General features: G+C 60.9%; 16 protein-coding genes. All 16 read left to right on the top strand.

Annotation, left to right across the window (positions count from 1 at the left end):
• Positions 1-4: 4 nt before the first annotated feature.
• The 16 genes from QA642_RS41070 (at position 5) to QA642_RS40995 (ending at position 15973) form a co-directional block, all read left to right on the top strand.
• Entirely contained in the window at positions 5-880 is an 876-nt protein-coding gene (locus QA642_RS41070; RefSeq protein WP_283081917.1) for a xanthine dehydrogenase family protein subunit M, read from the top strand.
• Positions 877-1371, top strand: a complete 495-nt coding sequence (locus QA642_RS41065) for a (2Fe-2S)-binding protein (RefSeq protein WP_129146051.1) — start codon at positions 877-879, stop codon at positions 1369-1371. Before QA642_RS41070 ends, QA642_RS41065 begins: the two co-directional genes overlap by 4 nt.
• Complete coding sequence (locus QA642_RS41060; RefSeq protein ID WP_283081916.1) at positions 1368-3641, top strand: xanthine dehydrogenase family protein molybdopterin-binding subunit; 2274 nt, start codon at positions 1368-1370, stop codon at positions 3639-3641. Before QA642_RS41065 ends, QA642_RS41060 begins: the two co-directional genes overlap by 4 nt.
• Positions 3638-3871: a MoaD/ThiS family protein gene (locus QA642_RS41055; RefSeq protein WP_283081915.1), complete on the top strand. Its 234-nt coding sequence runs from the start codon at positions 3638-3640 to the stop codon at positions 3869-3871. Before QA642_RS41060 ends, QA642_RS41055 begins: the two co-directional genes overlap by 4 nt.
• Positions 3872-4074: 203 nt before the next feature.
• Positions 4075-4737 (top strand): NADPH-dependent F420 reductase, encoded by a 663-nt coding sequence (npdG, locus tag QA642_RS41050; RefSeq protein WP_283081914.1) that lies wholly within the window; start codon positions 4075-4077, stop codon positions 4735-4737.
• A gap of 29 nt (positions 4738-4766) precedes the next feature.
• Positions 4767-5243: an Lrp/AsnC family transcriptional regulator gene (locus tag QA642_RS41045; protein WP_283081913.1), complete on the top strand. Its 477-nt coding sequence runs from the start codon at positions 4767-4769 to the stop codon at positions 5241-5243.
• Between the two features lie 246 nt (positions 5244-5489).
• Positions 5490-6254, top strand: coding sequence for a coenzyme F420-0:L-glutamate ligase (gene cofE, locus QA642_RS41040; protein ID WP_283087083.1), 765 nt, complete (start codon positions 5490-5492; stop codon positions 6252-6254).
• Positions 6251-7270, top strand: a complete 1020-nt coding sequence (gene cofD / locus QA642_RS41035) for a 2-phospho-L-lactate transferase (protein ID WP_283081912.1) — start codon at positions 6251-6253, stop codon at positions 7268-7270. Before cofE ends, cofD begins: the two co-directional genes overlap by 4 nt.
• Positions 7257-8024, top strand: a complete 768-nt coding sequence (gene cofC, locus QA642_RS41030) for a 2-phospho-L-lactate guanylyltransferase (protein WP_283081911.1) — start codon at positions 7257-7259, stop codon at positions 8022-8024. The genes cofD and cofC overlap by 14 nt, the downstream gene beginning before the upstream one ends.
• A gap of 12 nt (positions 8025-8036) precedes the next feature.
• Positions 8037-10493: a 5-amino-6-(D-ribitylamino)uracil--L-tyrosine 4-hydroxyphenyl transferase CofH gene (gene cofH / locus QA642_RS41025; RefSeq protein WP_283081910.1), complete on the top strand. Its 2457-nt coding sequence runs from the start codon at positions 8037-8039 to the stop codon at positions 10491-10493.
• 463 nt (positions 10494-10956) lie between these two features.
• Complete coding sequence (locus QA642_RS41020) at positions 10957-11466, top strand: nuclear transport factor 2 family protein (RefSeq protein ID WP_283081909.1); 510 nt, start codon at positions 10957-10959, stop codon at positions 11464-11466.
• A gap of 225 nt (positions 11467-11691) precedes the next feature.
• Entirely contained in the window at positions 11692-12483 is a 792-nt protein-coding gene (locus tag QA642_RS41015) for an alpha/beta hydrolase (RefSeq protein ID WP_283081908.1), read from the top strand.
• Positions 12480-13394, top strand: a complete 915-nt coding sequence (locus tag QA642_RS41010; RefSeq protein WP_283081907.1) for a DUF1028 domain-containing protein — start codon at positions 12480-12482, stop codon at positions 13392-13394. Before QA642_RS41015 ends, QA642_RS41010 begins: the two co-directional genes overlap by 4 nt.
• Before the next feature lie 168 nt (positions 13395-13562).
• Positions 13563-14288 carry a GntR family transcriptional regulator gene (locus QA642_RS41005; RefSeq protein WP_283081906.1) on the top strand — a complete coding sequence of 242 codons (726 nt, stop codon included), beginning with the start codon at positions 13563-13565 and terminating at the stop codon, positions 14286-14288.
• Entirely contained in the window at positions 14285-15073 is a 789-nt protein-coding gene (locus QA642_RS41000; RefSeq protein WP_283081905.1) for an SDR family oxidoreductase, read from the top strand. Before QA642_RS41005 ends, QA642_RS41000 begins: the two co-directional genes overlap by 4 nt.
• 21 nt (positions 15074-15094) lie before the next feature.
• Positions 15095-15973 (top strand): SMP-30/gluconolactonase/LRE family protein, encoded by an 879-nt coding sequence (locus QA642_RS40995; RefSeq protein ID WP_283081904.1) that lies wholly within the window; start codon positions 15095-15097, stop codon positions 15971-15973.
• Positions 15974-16031: the final 58 nt, after the last annotated feature.

Genomic DNA, 16031 nt, shown 5'->3' with positions numbered 1-16031 from the left:
AGTCATGAGCTTTGATCTGCATCGTCCAGCCAGCGTCACCGAAGCTATCGACTTTGCTCAACGGTTTGCGCCCACCGCACGCTATGTTGCCGGCGGAACCGATACAGTCATCCAGATCCATCGGAAGAAGATCGATCCGGTCCATCTGATCGATGTCGCGTGCCTGCCCGGCATGAACGAAATCACCGAGGCTGCCGGCGCGTTCACTCTTGGGGCGCTGACGAGGTACCGCGCGATCGAAACGCATCCTGCGTTTCGGGTTAACCTGCGGGCGCTGCAAGAGGCCGCCAGCGTGGTCGGTGGCCATCAGGTACGAAACATCGCGACCATCGGCGGCAACATCGTCAATGCGTCGCCTGCCGCCGATTTTGTGCCGCCGCTGCTCGCGCTCGATGCCAGTGTCGACATGGCAGGTCCCAATGGACAGCGCTCTTCCCCGTTGCGCAACTTCATCGTCGGTCCGGGAAAGACAGCTCTCTTGCCCGCCGAGATCGTGACGAACATCCGGTTTGCCAAGCTTCCAGCCAGATCCGCAACCGCCTTCCTGAAGGAAGGTCGCCGGCGCGCCATGGAAATATCGGTGGTTTGTGTTGCTGCTTGTTTGACGCTGGAGGCTTCCACCTCGCGCTGCGCTTCCGTGCGCCTCGCCATCGGGGCCGCAAGCCCAAAGGCATTCCGTCCCGAACAGGCGGAGAGCTATCTCCTTGGCCAGTCCGCCAGCAAGGAAAATTTTGCGGAGGCAGGCAGGCTCGCTGCGGAGGCGTCCAGTCCGATCTCCGATGTCCGCGCCTCGGCCGGCTACCGCCGTGGCCTTGTCGCGGTGATGGTCGAGCGCGCGCTTGAGACGTGTTTGCAACGAATTCGGGAACAGGATCAATGAACCGGAAAATTCTCAATATCGTTGTCAATGGCGAGAGCCACCAGCTGCTTATCGAGCCCCATTGGACGCTGCTGCAGGTCCTGCGCAACGAGATCGGCATGATGGGCACCAAGGAGAACTGCCTGGAAGCAGAGTGCGGCGTCTGCACGGTGCTGCTTGATGGAAGGGCCGTCAATTCCTGCATCCTGCTTGCGGGCCAGGCTGAGGGATGCTCGATCACCACGATCGAGGGGATCGGCGATCCCGAGCATCTGCATCCCCTTCAGGAAGCGTTCATCGAATGCGGCGCCGTTCAGTGCGGCTACTGCATCCCGGGAATGATCCTGACGGCAAAGTCATTCCTGGACGAACATCCGGGCTGCCGCCCCTCGCGCGAGGAGATCAGGGAAGCCATCGCAGGAACCCTGTGCCGCTGCACCGGCTATCGCAAGATCATCGATGCGGTGGAAACCGCGGCGGACCGCATCGCACTTTCGGGAGCCAAGCAATGAACGCTCAAACCCATCGCGTTGCCGGTCACCGCCTGCCCCGGCGGGATGGCGTCGGCAAAGTTACCGGAAAGCACGTTTATGCTGCGGATTTCAAGCTGCCCGGTATGCTCTACGGCAAGATCCTGCGCAGTGCTCGCGCGCACGCTCTGATCAAGAACATCGACGTCTCTCGCGCGGCTGCGATCGACGGCGTGCGCGGGATCATCACCGCCGCTGATATCCCGCAGGTCCGCTATGGAACTGCGGTGCGCGACACGACCGTGTTCGCAACCGATCGTGTCCTGTTCATGGGACATGCAGTCGCCGCGGTCGCTGCCACCTCCTCCGAGATCGCCGAGCGCGCGATTGAAGCCATCGAGGTTGAATACCAGGATCTGCCGGCACTTTACGATCCGGAGGAGGCGCTCACAAGCGATATCCGTATCCATCCCGATTGGGAAACCTACAAGGCGCTTCCGATCATTTCGCGCAACAACAACATCGCAGGTCAAGCCCGTATTCACGTCGGCGATGTCGAGGCAGTCTTCGCAAAAGCTCATAAGGTCTACGAGCATCGTTTCACGACCTCGCTACAGCATCCAGGCTACACCGAGCCGCGCGTTGCGACCGCGGATTGGGACGCGAACGGAATCGTGACGGTCTGGTGCAACACCCAATTGCCGTTCGACACGCAAACGACACTGGCCGAAATTCTCGATTTGCCCGCCGCGAGGGTGCGCGTGACCGTGCCAGGAATTGGTGGTGGCTTCGGCGGCAAGCTGAGGATTGGTGTCGAGCACTTCGCAGCTCTCTTAGCGCGCAAGACCGCCCGCCCGGTCAAGGTGATGTCGACGAGCGAAGAGGAGCTCACAGCCGCGCTTCCGCGTCAGGCCTCCGTCGTTCTGCTCAAAACTGCCGTCGACAAGGAAGGGCATCTTCTTGCCCGAAGCGGCCGGGTCATCGTGGATTGTGGCGCTTATGCAGGCTCAGGTCCCGGCACGGCTGCAATCGCACTTCAGGTCATGGCCGGCCCCTATAAGACCGGAGCGCTCGCGTTTGAAAGCATCGCTGTCTACACGAACAAGGTCCATTCGGGCTCCTTCCGTGCTCCGGCGGGGCCGATGGCGAATTTCGCGATGGAAAGCCAGATCGACATGATCGCAAAGGATCTCGGCCTGGATCCTCTCGAAATGCGCCTGCGCAACGTCGTCAAGGAGGGGGATCCTGGTCCTTCGGGCGAGACGCACACCTCCGTGAGCATCGAGGAATGTCTGCGCAAGGCAGCCGATGCGATCGGCTGGCACGATCGTAATCCCGAGCCAGGACGCGGCAAGGGGATCGCCTGCAGCTGGTGGATGACGACGGGCGGCTCGTCTGGGGTCTACGTCAAGATCAACCCCGATGGGAGTGCGACGCTCGTCAGCGGCGCCGTCGAAATCGGCACCGGCGCGATCACGGGAGCTGCTCAAGTGCTGGCCGAGGAGCTGTCTCTCGACTTGACGGACATCAACGTCACCGGGGTGGACACTCAGGCCGCGCCGTTCGACTACGGCGCTCAGGGCAGCCGCACGACCTTCTCTGTCGGCAATGCGTGCATTGCGGCAGCTAAAGAGCTGCGACGGCAGATGTTCGAGCTCGCAGCCAAGCAGCTAGAAGCACCGATTGAGAACATGAAGCTGCAGGACAAGCACGTGGTCGCAGGCAACAAGTCGATTTCGATCGCGGAGCTGGCGCGCATCTCGCGTCTGGCCGGCGGCGGACTCATCGCGCATGGCACGGCCATTTCGCCAGCGCCAGCCTATGATCCGGCACGCGTCAAGAACCATCCGCTCCCTGTCTGGAATACGCCGAGCTACCATGCCCACGCCGTCGATCTTTCGGTCGATCAAGCCACGGGCAAGGTTACGATCAATCGTTATGTCGTGGCCCAGGACGTCGGATATGCGATCAATCCGACCTATATCGAGGGCCAGATCGAGGGCGGCGTGGCGCAAGGTATAGGCCAGGCGCTGTCGGAAGAGATCGTCTATCAGGATGGCCGCGTCATGAATGCGAACCTGACCGATTACAAGATGCCGACAGCGATGGATGTCCCGGAGATCGAGAGCATTATCGTCGAATGCCGCTCCGCTGCCGGTCCTTACGGTGCCAAGGGCGTCGGGGAGCCACCGTGCATCGAGCCACCGGCTGCTATCGGCAATGCGATCGCGGCGGCGACCGGTTGCTGGCCGAATTCGCTGCCGATGACCGCTGAAAAAATTGCCGCCACAATGCGAGCCCGGCACCCATGATCCGCGTCGAGGTCAATATGCATGGAAATCTCCGCCGGTTCTTGCCCGGCGGAGTTGGATCCATTCAGCTTGACCTCCCCGAGGGAGCGACGATTCTCAACGTGGTCGGCTCCTTGAGTGCCGAGCATGAGGTCTGGCTGGCCTCGATAGGTGACATGGTTGTGCCGTTGTCGGCTGAAGTCAAAGACGGAGCCGAACTTAATTTCTTTCCCTATCTTGAAGGCGGCTAGCATGAACTCCTTTGGTTGGGGAGGAACCGAGAATTGTTGACCTCTCACCGAGCCGTCCTTGAAATAGTTCATTCACGTGACGTGGCGGTGTCCGACTGACCTGTTGAGTGTTCGGCCTGGTGTGAATACCGTCCGACATGCTCAAGCAATGCAGAGTGTTCACCGTCAAGACGTCATGCCGCAAGCAAAGGAGTGTAAGCCAAATGTCGAACGCGCCCCTTCCGACTTTGTCAATCGTCGGCGGCACTGGAGATCTCGGATCCGGCCTTGCCCGCAGCTGGAGTCGCGCCGGATACTCCGTCATTCTTGGATCGCGCTCGATTGAGCGTGCTCAAGATGCAGTAGCGCTCTTAAAATCCGACGGGTTCGCCAATGTGAGTGGCGACACCAACGTTGCCGCCGCAGCAAAGAGCGATATTGTCGTCGTTGCCGTGCCTTTTGCGAGCTATGAGACAAGCTTGGCCGAGATCAGGGACGCGGCCAAGGGCAAGATCGTTGTCACCGCGGTCGTGCCGCTCGTGCCGCCGAAGGTCTCTGTTGTTCAACTCCCGAGCGCCGGGTCGGCTGCGCTGATCGCGCAGTCGCAGCTTGATCCGAGCTCGCGGGTGGTCGGGGCGTTTCACAATGTTGGCTCACAGAAGCTCCATGCCGGAGGCAAGGCGGACTGCGACGTCCTCGTGTTCAGCGATGATCCTGAGGCCCGCAAGGAGGTGATGCTGCTGGCGGATGCGGTGAGCAATCGCGGGATCGATGGCGGTGCGCTCGCGAACTCGGCCGCAGCCGAGGCTCTTACCTCCGTCCTGATCGCGATCAACCGCAAATACAAAGTGAAAGGTGCCGGCATCACGATTTCCGGCCTGACGTGAATGGAAAACCTCAACGGGCGTTCGCAACGATGCTCACAGCCCTCGATCCTCTGGACCGTAAAATCCTAAGCGAGCTCATTCGGGATGCCCGAATAAGCCAGCTGGCGTTGGCCGAACGGGTCGGCCTCTCGGCAACGTCTTGCGCAAGGCGCGTGCTGCAAATGGAGAAGGCCGGGGTCATTAAAGGCTATTCAGCCGAGATCGATGCAAACTCGCTTGGCTTTCCCCTGACCGTGATCGTCCACATCACGCTCGACCGCCAAAGCGAGGACGCGCTTAGGGTTTTCGAGGCCGAAATTCAGAAATGCCCCGACGTTATCGCCTGCCATTTGATGTCCGGTACGGACGATTATCGGCTTTCGGTGTTGGCGCGCGACATGGAGGATTACGAACGCATTCATAAGCAGCACCTCTCACGCCTGCCAGGCGTGGCAAGACTGCAATCGAGCTTCGCAATGCGCACTGTCGTAAAGCGGTCAATTTCTCCGGCAGCGCTTCATGGCTAGCGTTGCCGGTTGCGAAGCGGAGTCCGGAATAAGGCGGGAGGTGGCGCGGAAACGCTCGTCAGCACGCCTGCAGGATCGGAACGAAGACTTATCCGGGAGGTGTCCCAGCTAGGTCTGCTTAAGGAGAAGCGTTAGGATACCAAACTGATTTCGGGTACGGCTCTTAGAGATTGTATTCGAGGAGAGATGCCCACGCGCCAGAGACAACAAGACATGTGGGCAGCGGCGAAGGAGGAAGAAGTCGCGATGACGAGGAGCATCACTTACAGCGCGCTCCCCGGGATTCCTCTGGTGGGACCGGGCGACGATCTGGTTGACGTCATCGTGGATGGCGTGAGGGCCGGAGGGATCGTCGTCGCATCCGGCGATATTTTTGTCATTGCGCAAAAGATCGTGTCGAAGGCGGAAAACAGGTACGTCTATCTCGATGATGTGAGCCCTTCCGACCGCGCTCTGGAGCTTGCAAAAACGGTCGGCAAGGATCCCCGGCACATCGAGGTGGTGCTCTCAGAATCGACCGAGGTTCTTCGCGCAAGACAGAATATAATCATCGTTGCTCACCGCCTCGGCTTCGTGATGGCGAACGCCGGCATAGATGAATCCAATATCGAGCAGGATCGAGGCCATCGCGTGTTGTTGCTGCCCGAAAATCCAGATACCAGTTGCCAACGCCTCAAGACTGGCCTCGATCAACAATTCGGTGTCGATGTCGGTGTCATTATAAACGACAGCTTCGGCCGCCCGTGGCGCAACGGCGTCGTTGGCGTGGCGCTCGGAAGTGCTGGAATTCCTGCCCTTCAGAGCATGATCGGCAAGCCCGATCTGTTCGGGCGGCCCATGCAGGTGACAGAGATCGCGCTAGCGGATGAGCTGGCAGCTGCCGCCTCGCTCTTGATGGGACAGGCAGCCGAAGGCCAGCCCGTCATCCATGTCCGTGGATTCTCCTCTCGCGCGCCAATCAATTCGGCGTCCGCGCTCATGCGTGCGAAAGAACGGGATATGTTCAGATGAACGGGCGGTCACAGTATTTGCCGGGAGAAGGGCGTGTTGTGGCGCTCTGCGGTGGCGTCGGAGGAGCAAAGCTCGCTGTCGGATTGCAGCACGTTCTCGGAGAACGATTGAGCGTTGTCGTCAATGTGGCCGACGATTTCGAACATCTCGGACTTCATATCTCGCCGGACCTGGACACAGTTCTTTATACGCTCGCAGGTCTCAGCGACCCGGTGCGCGGTTGGGGTCGATCCGATGAAACCTGGAACTTCATGGAGGCTTTGAAGCAGATCGGGGGCGAGACCTGGTTCTTGCTCGGCGATCGCGATGTGGCGATGCATGTCGAGCGGACCCGCCGACGCTCAAGCGGCGAAAGTCTCACAGCGATTGCCAGCGACATTGCGCGCCGGCTCGGTGTTCGTTCGGTCGTGCTGCCCGTCACCAACGACAAGCTCTCCACCATGGTCGACAGCTCGGAAGGCGAGCTCGAATTCCAGCGCTATTTCGTGGGACGTCGCTGCGAACCCGTCGTCAAGCAGATCTGGTTCAACGGGGCGCGAAACGCTCGCCTGAGTGAGGAGGTGCTTGCGTCATTCGATGCCGAGGATCTCCGCCTCATCATCCTATGTCCTTCCAATCCCTATCTCAGCATCGATCCAATCCTGGCTGTTCCAGGGATGGCTGAAAAACTGCGTGCGACCAGCGTTCCCGTTGTGGCCATTTCCCCGATTATCGACGGTCAGGCAATCAAAGGGCCGACGCGCAAGATCATGGACGAACTCGGCCTCGAGCCGTCAAACGCCGAGATTGCCAGACATTATGCGGGGCTGCTCGACGGTCTCGTCATAGACTCGGCGGACGCCGCAGGTTCGGCCGACCTTGGCGTCGACGTACACCCGGCACCTACGCTCATGACAGACTTGCAGTCGAAGATCACGCTCGCCGAGCATGCGCTGGCGTTCGGTGAGAGCCTTCGCGCAAAGCACGAACGGCGGAGCAGACCTCCTTCGAAGGGGGCGCATCATGACGACACGTGATGCATGGTTAGTCATCCCGGCAAAATCGTTCTCGTGCGCGAAGCAGCGGCTCTCTCCATTGCTGACGCCATCCGAGCGCGCCCTGTTGGCCCGGTCGATGCTGGCCGATGTTCTGAGCTCGGCATGCGGCGTGATAAAATTGAATCATATCGTTGTGGTAACAAATGCTGAGGATGTCGCTCAAGAGGCGGCTCGTCTGGGGACTGTCGTGATTGATGACGGCGGTGCGGACGGAACCAACGCCGCAGTGGCAGCCGGGCTCGCCGCCGTCGAAAGTCATGGGGACGAACTCGTCCTTGTTCTGCCGAGTGACGTCCCGGCAATCTTGAGCGAGGACGTTTCGACGCTTCTCCAAGCCGCGGAAGCCAACGCCGTAGTGATCGTCCCAGCGCCGCGCGATGGCGGCACCAACGCGGTTGCATTCACCTTAGCGCGAGCCTTGCAGCCATGTTTCGGCCCCGATAGCTTCGCCCGCCACATCGCCGCAGCCGATCGGCTCGGCATTGAGCCTATCGTGTGGCGGAATGCAAGAATTGGGCTGGATCTCGATGCTCCCGCCGATCTCTTTGATTTTCTTGACCTGAACACGTCCACAGCCACCGATCGTTATTTGCGTTCGATTGATCTGGGCCAAAGGCGGCTGGGCATGGGAGCCAATAAGACGGGGCGCGCAAGCGTCGATGCGGCGGCCGAACTGAGCTCGGGGTTGGTTGCTCAAAATGGAGAGACCTCCGCCGTTTTTCGCGGCGCGTGAGGAGTTCTGGGAATGGTGGATCGGATGCTTCTGGAATCGTTAAGGCGAAGCGACATTTCCGCTTCCGAGGCCCTGTCTCTCGTCAGCGACGTGTCCCTTCCCGATCTCATGCGGATGGCGGCGTCAAAGCGGGATGAGGCTCACGGCAGAAAGATCTCCTACTCGCGAAAAGTCTTCATTCCGCTGACCCAGTTATGCCGTGATGTCTGCCACTACTGCACATTCGCCCATCCGTCCCAAAAAGGGCAGCGTGCCTACCTCACCATCGATGAGGTGCTGGCGATTGCGCGTGCCGGTCGTGAGGCCGGCTGCAAGGAGGCGCTATTTACGCTGGGCGACAAGCCTGAGCTGCGCTACCGCCAGGCCGAGCGAGAGCTGCACGAGATGGGCTTTGCATCGACGCTCGCGTACCTCCAGGAAGCCGCGCGCGTGGTTTTCCGCGAGACTGGCTTGTTGCCGCACCTCAATCCAGGTTTGATGGAGGCCGACGATATCGCAGCCTTGCGCAAGGTCTCCATCTCGCAAGGGATCATGCTCGAGAGCGCATCGGCACGGCTGTGCGAGCCCGGGGGGCCACATTTCGGCTCTCCTGACAAGGAGCCCGCAAGTCGGCTGCGAACAATCGAACTCGCAGGCCAGCTCTCGGTCCCGTTCACCAGCGGATTGCTGATCGGCATCGGCGAGACGCCGCTTGAGCGCATCTCCTCGCTGCTTGCATTGCGCAATCTGGACGATCGCTACGGGCACATTCAGGAAGTCATTATCCAGAACTTCAGGCCGAAGCCGGAAACCCGCATGAGGGACGCGCTGGCGCCGACTATGGAAGAGCATCTGTGGACCCTTGCGCTCACGCGATTGCTGTTCCGGCCCGACATGAACATCCAGGCGCCCCCCAATCTCAGTCCGGGCCTACTGCACATGATCCTGGCCGCTGGCATTAATGATTGGGGCGGCGTATCCCCGGTTACACCGGACCACGTCAATCCGGAGGCGCCTTGGCCGCATGTGACACGCCTGTCCGAGGCCACCGCTGAATGCGGCAAGGCGCTCGTCGAACGCCTCGCAGTTTACCCGGCCTATGCGCGTCAATATGCTCGCTGGACTGACGCGTCCCTGCAGAAAAACCTGCTCGGTCTTGTCGACGGAAATGGCTGGCCGCGTTTGGACGAATGGTGCCCTGGAGCGAAGTGCGATCCGCCTGCCGGCGACCTCGCGATGCTGCGTGAAGATGCCAGCTCGCCCGCCGTCTTAACCGGCAGTTTTCGGGGAATTGTCGCAAAGGCTCATTCTGGGGCACGACTCGACGAGGCAGAGATCGTGTCGCTGTTCGAGGCCGAGGGGCGCGATTTCACGGCCGTGTGCCGTGCTGCTGACGAGCTGCGCCGCTCCGTCAATGGCGATTGCGTTAGTTATGTCGTCAACCGCAACATCAACTACACCAATATCTGCTACTTCAGGTGCCAGTTCTGCGCGTTCTCGAAAGGAAAGCTCGCCGAGAACTTGCGCGGGAGGCCGTACGATATCTCCATGGATGAGATCGGACGGCGCGCCCGCGAAGCCTGGGAGCGCGGCGCGACCGAAGTCTGCATGCAAGGCGGCATCCATCCCGCCTACACCGGCGCAAAGTATGTTGAGATTTGTCGGACCGTAAAGCAGTTCACGCCCGAAATGCATATCCATGCTTTCTCGCCCCTCGAGGTGTTCCAGGGGGCCAAAACGCTCGGAATTTCGATCGAGGAGTTTCTGCGCGAATTGAAGGACGCTGGTCTTAGTACATTGCCAGGGACGGCTGCAGAAATCCTGGACGACGAGGTCCGCGCGATTCTGTGTCCCGATAAGATCAACACCGCGCAATGGCTGCAGTTCATGACAGCGGCCCATAGAGCGGGATTGCGCAGCACCGCAACAATCATGTTCGGTCATATTGACCGTTACGAGCATTGGGCAAAGCATCTGTTGCGCATCCGGGATCTTCAGACCGAGACCGGTGGCTTCACTGAATTTGTCCCATTGCCGTTCGTGCACATGGAAGCCCCGATCTACTTGAAGGGGCGCTCGCGCAAGGGGCCGACCTTCCGCGAGGTCGTTCTCATGCATGCGATCGGACGGCTCGTCTTCCACACGAAAATCTCCAACATCCAGACCTCTTGGGTGAAGCTCGGCGAAAAAGGCGTTCGCGCCTGCCTTGAGGCTGGTGTGAACGATCTCGGCGGCACGCTGATGGACGAAACGATCTCGCGTTCAGCCGGCGCCCAGCATGGCCACGAGATGGCTCCAAAACAAATGGAAGAGCTCATCCGGGCCATGGCACGCCTGCCGCGCCAACGTACGACGCTCTATGGCGAAGTTGCTGATGATCGTTATCTCGCCTCGCTGAACCCTCCGCCGCTCACTCCGATTGTTACGGGACTGGACGACCATCGGGATGGAGGAGACATCCCTCCGCCCCGCGCTCTTGAAATGACTTAGCCGGAGCGCGTCGCGCGCGAGCCTCAGACGATGCCGGTGCGTGCGGGGCTGGCCTTGACGTGTAATTTGATTTGTGATCACATATCTGAAATGGAGGGGCCTTGGAGTGAGCCACATTATCATGCCAGCGCACGCTTTCGGCTGGGCATTGATTGCCCAGCAAGCTTCAGTCTGCCAGCGTTTGGCGCACTGGTGAGCGGTCCCAGTGCATTCTAACCGCCGGCGACATTAGTCGATCACGAGGAACAGCAGCGTCGTCCCGCTTTAGCTCTCGCGATTTTGCGTCTTCTTGGCGCGCCCTCAGCTGAACCGCTCAGAACTGCTGTCCCGAAGCGACTGCCGGCGGCCGAGGATCAAGCACGAGAATCTGCCTCGGTCTTTGCACCCGAGGCCGATGAGGCCGCCGATAAAAGGGGGATTTCCCCGGCGGCCAATTTTACGATCACACCACCCAGGAGCATCCATGCCGACTTTAGATGAGGACCGAGCAGCCATTTTGAAAGTGCACCGCGACTGGTGGATTGCCAATCACAAGTGGGATATCCCCTTGATGCGAACCTGCTTCCCGAGTGGCACCGCGTTCTTAAATTTCAACCTTAGCGGCGATCCGTACTTCGGGCGGGAGGAGCTGACCGCCTTTTGGGAGTCGTTCAAGGACAGGCCGCGATCGAAGCCTGCGGTGATGCACATCTGGCGTCTGGATGTCCATGGCGATATGGCCTACCTGCTTTGCGAGGGCAATTTCGAAGAAGCCGACAAACCGGACCAGTACCTGCGCAGCACCGAAATCTACGTGCGCAACGACGGAGAGGGGCAGCCGGAGTGGAAGATCTGGCACTTCCACTGCTCGGAGATGGCGCCCAAAGACAAGATCCGGCAGCCGTTCGGCGATAGCTATGCCAGCCGCGGCGTGGGCTATCTGCCGCCCCGCTTCGGCAAGAGCTTTTCGGTTACGGACGACCAAGGGCCGTAATCAAAGCGAGCGCCCTGCCGGGCTGGCCGCGCATCCTGCACCCGGCGAACGGACTGACCGCCGGGGCGAAGAACATCCAGAGAAGATTTTCCAGCTGAAGTTGCCGCCCGATGTGGCCTCCGAGAAGCGGATGGACCGTAGTGCGCGAGCCTCACTGGAAAGGAAAAGCGACACGCAATCGAGCGTCCTTTCGGCCGTTCGGAGCGTCGTGACCGTGGAGGACTCATGAGGCGGCTCACTATCAAGCGACCGGTCGGTCCGATTGCGGTTTCTTACCATGGGGAAGCCGACGCGAGCAGGCCGCCAATTCTGTTCGTGCATCCCATCAATCTCAAGGGCGGGGCCTGGGCGGAGATCGTGCCGGCATTCGCCGACCGGTTCACGATTGTCCCCGACATGCGTGGATTCGGTGACTCGCCGCCGGCCGAACAATACGACCTTGCCCGGTGGGCGCAGGACTGCATCGATGCCGTCGACCGGGCGGGCATCGATCGCTTCCACGCCATCGGCGGTTCGCTTGGTGGAGCGATTTCGGTCTATCTCGCCGCTGCCGAGCCCAAACGGGTTCTCTCGGTTGTCGCGGTAGGCAGTCAGCTCTACTCGCAAGATCCTGACAATGCGGCTGTTCTAGCCACCCTCGAGCATCACACCGTCGACGAGATGTTTGAGCTCATCCTGCCGAAATATGCACTCGGTCCAAACGCGTCTGCCGAAGTGGTGGCCAAGACCATTGCGCTGCGCAATCCAAACGAAAAGGACGACATCCGTCGCGTGTGGAGAGCCGCCTGCGCGGCCGATATCCGTGCCCATGTGGCCAGCGTCAGTTGTCCTGTGACGGTTCTGACCGGCGAGTTCGACCTGACCTGCCCTCTCGCAGCCGGCGCAGAAATGGCAGCCGCGCTGCGTGCTCCGCACGTTCTCCTGCCAGGCATTGGTCACTTGCCGATGCTGGAGGATCCGCCGGCTTTGATCGCCGCAATCAAGGCACACCTTGCGCATGCGGAGTCCAGAAGATGACATACTCGATCATCGCCCGAGACCCGATCACCGGTGAATTGGGTGTTGCCAGCCAATCGCATTATTTCGCGCTCGGGCGCGTTGTGACGTTTGCGCGAGCCGGTGTTGGCGTTGTTGCGACCCAGTCGTTCGTTAATCCAGCTTACGGGCCGAACGGGCTGGATCTCATGGCCTCCGGCGCATCGGCGGCGACGGCGCTCACGAGCCTACTTGCAAAGGACGAAGACCGACAGTTGCGCCAAGTCGCCTTTCTCGATGTCGGCGGCGGCAAAGCAATGTTCACTGGCGATCGCTGTGTTCCCCACCGCGCTCAGCTCGAAGCCAGCAACGTTATCGTGCTGGGAAATATGCTCGCCAGCGACGCCGTGGTTCCCGCCATGCTGGCAGCGTACGAGGGTACTGGCGGCGCACTTCTCGACCGAATGCTCGCGGCAATGGATGCAGGTGAAGCCGCTGGAGGTGACGCCCGTGGCCGGATGTCGGCCGCGCTCCTTTTGGTGCCCGCCGCCATCGCTCCAACGCCCTGGGCTAACCGGCTCATCGATGTGCGAGTTGACGACCATCCCGAGCCACTTGCCGAATTGCGCAGGCTCGCCAAGCTCTCTCAGGCACACACGATCTTCGGCGCATCTGTCTTCACACCTGGGTTGCTCTCGGGCGAGGCGGCAGCGACAGGTCCGCAGCTTGCAGAGACACTGCGCATGCTCACGGAGGCCCAGGCATTGATCGGCGCTGACCCAGAGCCAACCTTCTGGAAGGGCGTGCTGCTGATCCGCGCCGGCGAAATTGCCTCGGGGAGGAGACTCGTTGCCGCCATCGCCGCGGCGCGACCGCAGTACCGGACCTTCGTGGATGGGCTCTACGCAGTCGGCATCCTTCAGCTGTCATCGAACGAACTCCTCGGTGCGTGAAAAGCTCAACCCTCTTTGCCTCCTCTACGAGGCGTTTTACTGGCGCTGGAGCCGGGCCGCGACTGCCTCACCGCGCCATTCGGAATACCCGACAGGCTCGCCGATCGATACTTGACGGACTTTTTACGATGTGATCACATATCTCAAACGTAGAGGGGGCCGTCGGAATTGCGCAATCTCATCGCCTTGCTGCCATTGCCGGCCCTTGTCCGGGACTCGATGGAGGATCAGGTCTATCGGCATTTGCGACATGGTCTGATGGCCGGACGCTTTGCGCCGGGTCAGAGGCTGACGGTCCGGGGTCTTGCCGAGGCGCTGGGTTCAAGCCCGACGCCCGTACGCGAGGCCCTGCGCCGTCTGCAAGCAGAGGGCGCCTTCGAATTCAGCGGTTCGGCGCGACTGAGCGTTGGGAGGCTGTCCGAGGCACAGCTGCGCGATGTGCGCGATGCGCGCGTAGCCCTCGAGGGGCTGCTGGCCGAGCGCGCAGCTTCGCGTATGACGCGCGCCGATGATGCCGAGGTGACCCAACTCTACGGCCGGCTGCAGAGCGCCGCTGATGCAGTCGATGGCCGCACTTATCTCTGGACCAATTTCGCCTTCCACCGGCGGATCTACCAAATCGCGCAGGCGTCGGCGATTCTCGGCGCCGTCGAGCATTTTTGGCTGCTCGTTGGTCCGTGCTTCGTGCTCGTTGCTCCCGATGCTGCCCACCTGCAGCGTTCCATGGACGCGCACCGCCAGATACTCGATGCGCTCTTGAACCGCGATGCGCCCGCCGCACGCGCTGCAGTGATAGACGACATCATGCAGGCCGCCAATTGTCTGTCCCGCATTCTTGATAATGGGGGCAACGAGCGCGCCGCGGCCGTTCCGAGACGGGGGCGACCGGCATGAGCGTGCTGCAGCGTCTTGTGCCTCATCCCGAGCTGCGCGTCCTGATCTCGGCCGGCGCGTCGGGTATTGGCGCCGCACTTGCCGGTGCCTTCGTTGAGGCTGGTGCGCATGTGCATATCTGCGACATCAACGACGATGCCCTTGCAACCTTCCGCAATCAACATCCGCAGGTGCTTGCCACCAAGGCCGACGTATCGGACCGCGACGCGGTCGCCGACGTCTTTCGCGCGCAGGCTGCGCGTTGGCGTGGGCTCGACGTGCTCATCAACAATGCAGGTATTGCCGGACCGACCGGCGGAATCGATGCCATTTCAGAGTCCGACTGGCGGCAAACGATCGATATCAATCTCAATGCACAGTACCGCTTCGCCCATCATGCTATCCCGATGCTTCGTCAATCTCGCTATGGGCAAATCCTCTGCATGGCCTCCGTTGCCGGCCGCCTCGGTTATGCCTGGCGTACCCCATACGCCGTAACGAAATGGGCCATCATTGGGCTCGTCAAATCGCTTGCCGCCGAGCTCGGCCCCGATGACATCCGCGTCAACGCGCTCTTGCCTGGTATCGTCGAGGGCCCGCGCATTGAGGGCGTGATCCGCGCGCGCGCGGAGCAGCTCCAGACCAGCTACGAGGCGATGCGCCAGGAATACCTCAAGAAGATCTCGCTGCGTCGCATGGTGACGGCCGAGGACGTTGCAGCCATGGCTTTATTCCTTTGCTCGCCAGGTGGACGCAACGTGACTGGCCAGGCGATCAGCATCGACGGGAATGTGGAATACCTGTGAACCGCAAGATTGGGGGATGGCTTGCAGATCGAGATCATAGCGGATCTGAAGACGACGCTTGGCGAAGGCCCACTTTGGGATACCGAGCAGCAGCGTCTGTACTGGATAGACAGTATCGATGGCCGCATTTTTCGTGCGACCGCAGATGGACGTGAGCTTCGCGCCTGGGATGTAGGGGCGAAAATCGGCTCGATGGCCCTTCGTCGTGACGGTACGCATGCGCTCGTCGCGCTGCAATCCGGCGTACATGATCTCGATCTGGAGAGCGGGGAGCTGAAGCTCATCGCGGCACCCGAGGCGCATTTGCCGCGCAATCGGTTGAATGACGGCAAAGTCGATCGCCGCGGGCGTTTCGTCTTCGGTTCCATGGATACGCTGGAGGATGAGGCCTCCGGCCGCCTCTATCGGCTCGATCCCGATCTCTCGCTGCACGTCCTGGACGAGAAGATCATCGTGTCCAATGGCCCGTGCTGGAGCCCGGACGACCGGACCTTCTATTTCGCCGACACCTGGACTGGGGAAATCTGGGCCTATGACTATGACATCGAGACCGGCGCTGCCACCAAGCGGCGCCGTTTCGCGCCTGTTGATCGCTCAAACGGCGGTGCTGCCGATGGCGCCACGGTCGATGCAGAAGGATTTCTTTGGCACGCGCTCGTCTATGATGGAAAGCTCGTGCGCTACGCGCCCGACGGCAGCGTTGAGCGCGTTATCGAGATGCCGGTGCGCAAGGTCACGAGCGTGATGTTCGGTGGTCCCGACCTCGACATTCTGTACGTGACCTCCATGGCGAAGCCACCCTTGCCGCGATTTCCCGATGACGGACAGCAGCGCGGGGCCCTATTTGCAATCAAAAGGCTTGGTGTCCAGGGCATTCCGGAGCCGCGGTTCGCCAGCTGACCCGCGAAAAGCTGCTTCATCAATCAGCGGCGAGGAGATCCATCGTGCGCAAGCGCGG

Source organism: Bradyrhizobium sp. CB2312 (assembly GCF_029714425.1).
In the GTDB taxonomy this organism is placed as follows: Bacteria; Pseudomonadota; Alphaproteobacteria; order Rhizobiales; family Xanthobacteraceae; genus Bradyrhizobium.
The sequence above is the reverse complement of the archived record's forward strand: the minus strand, read 5'-3'. Positions and strand labels throughout refer to the sequence as shown.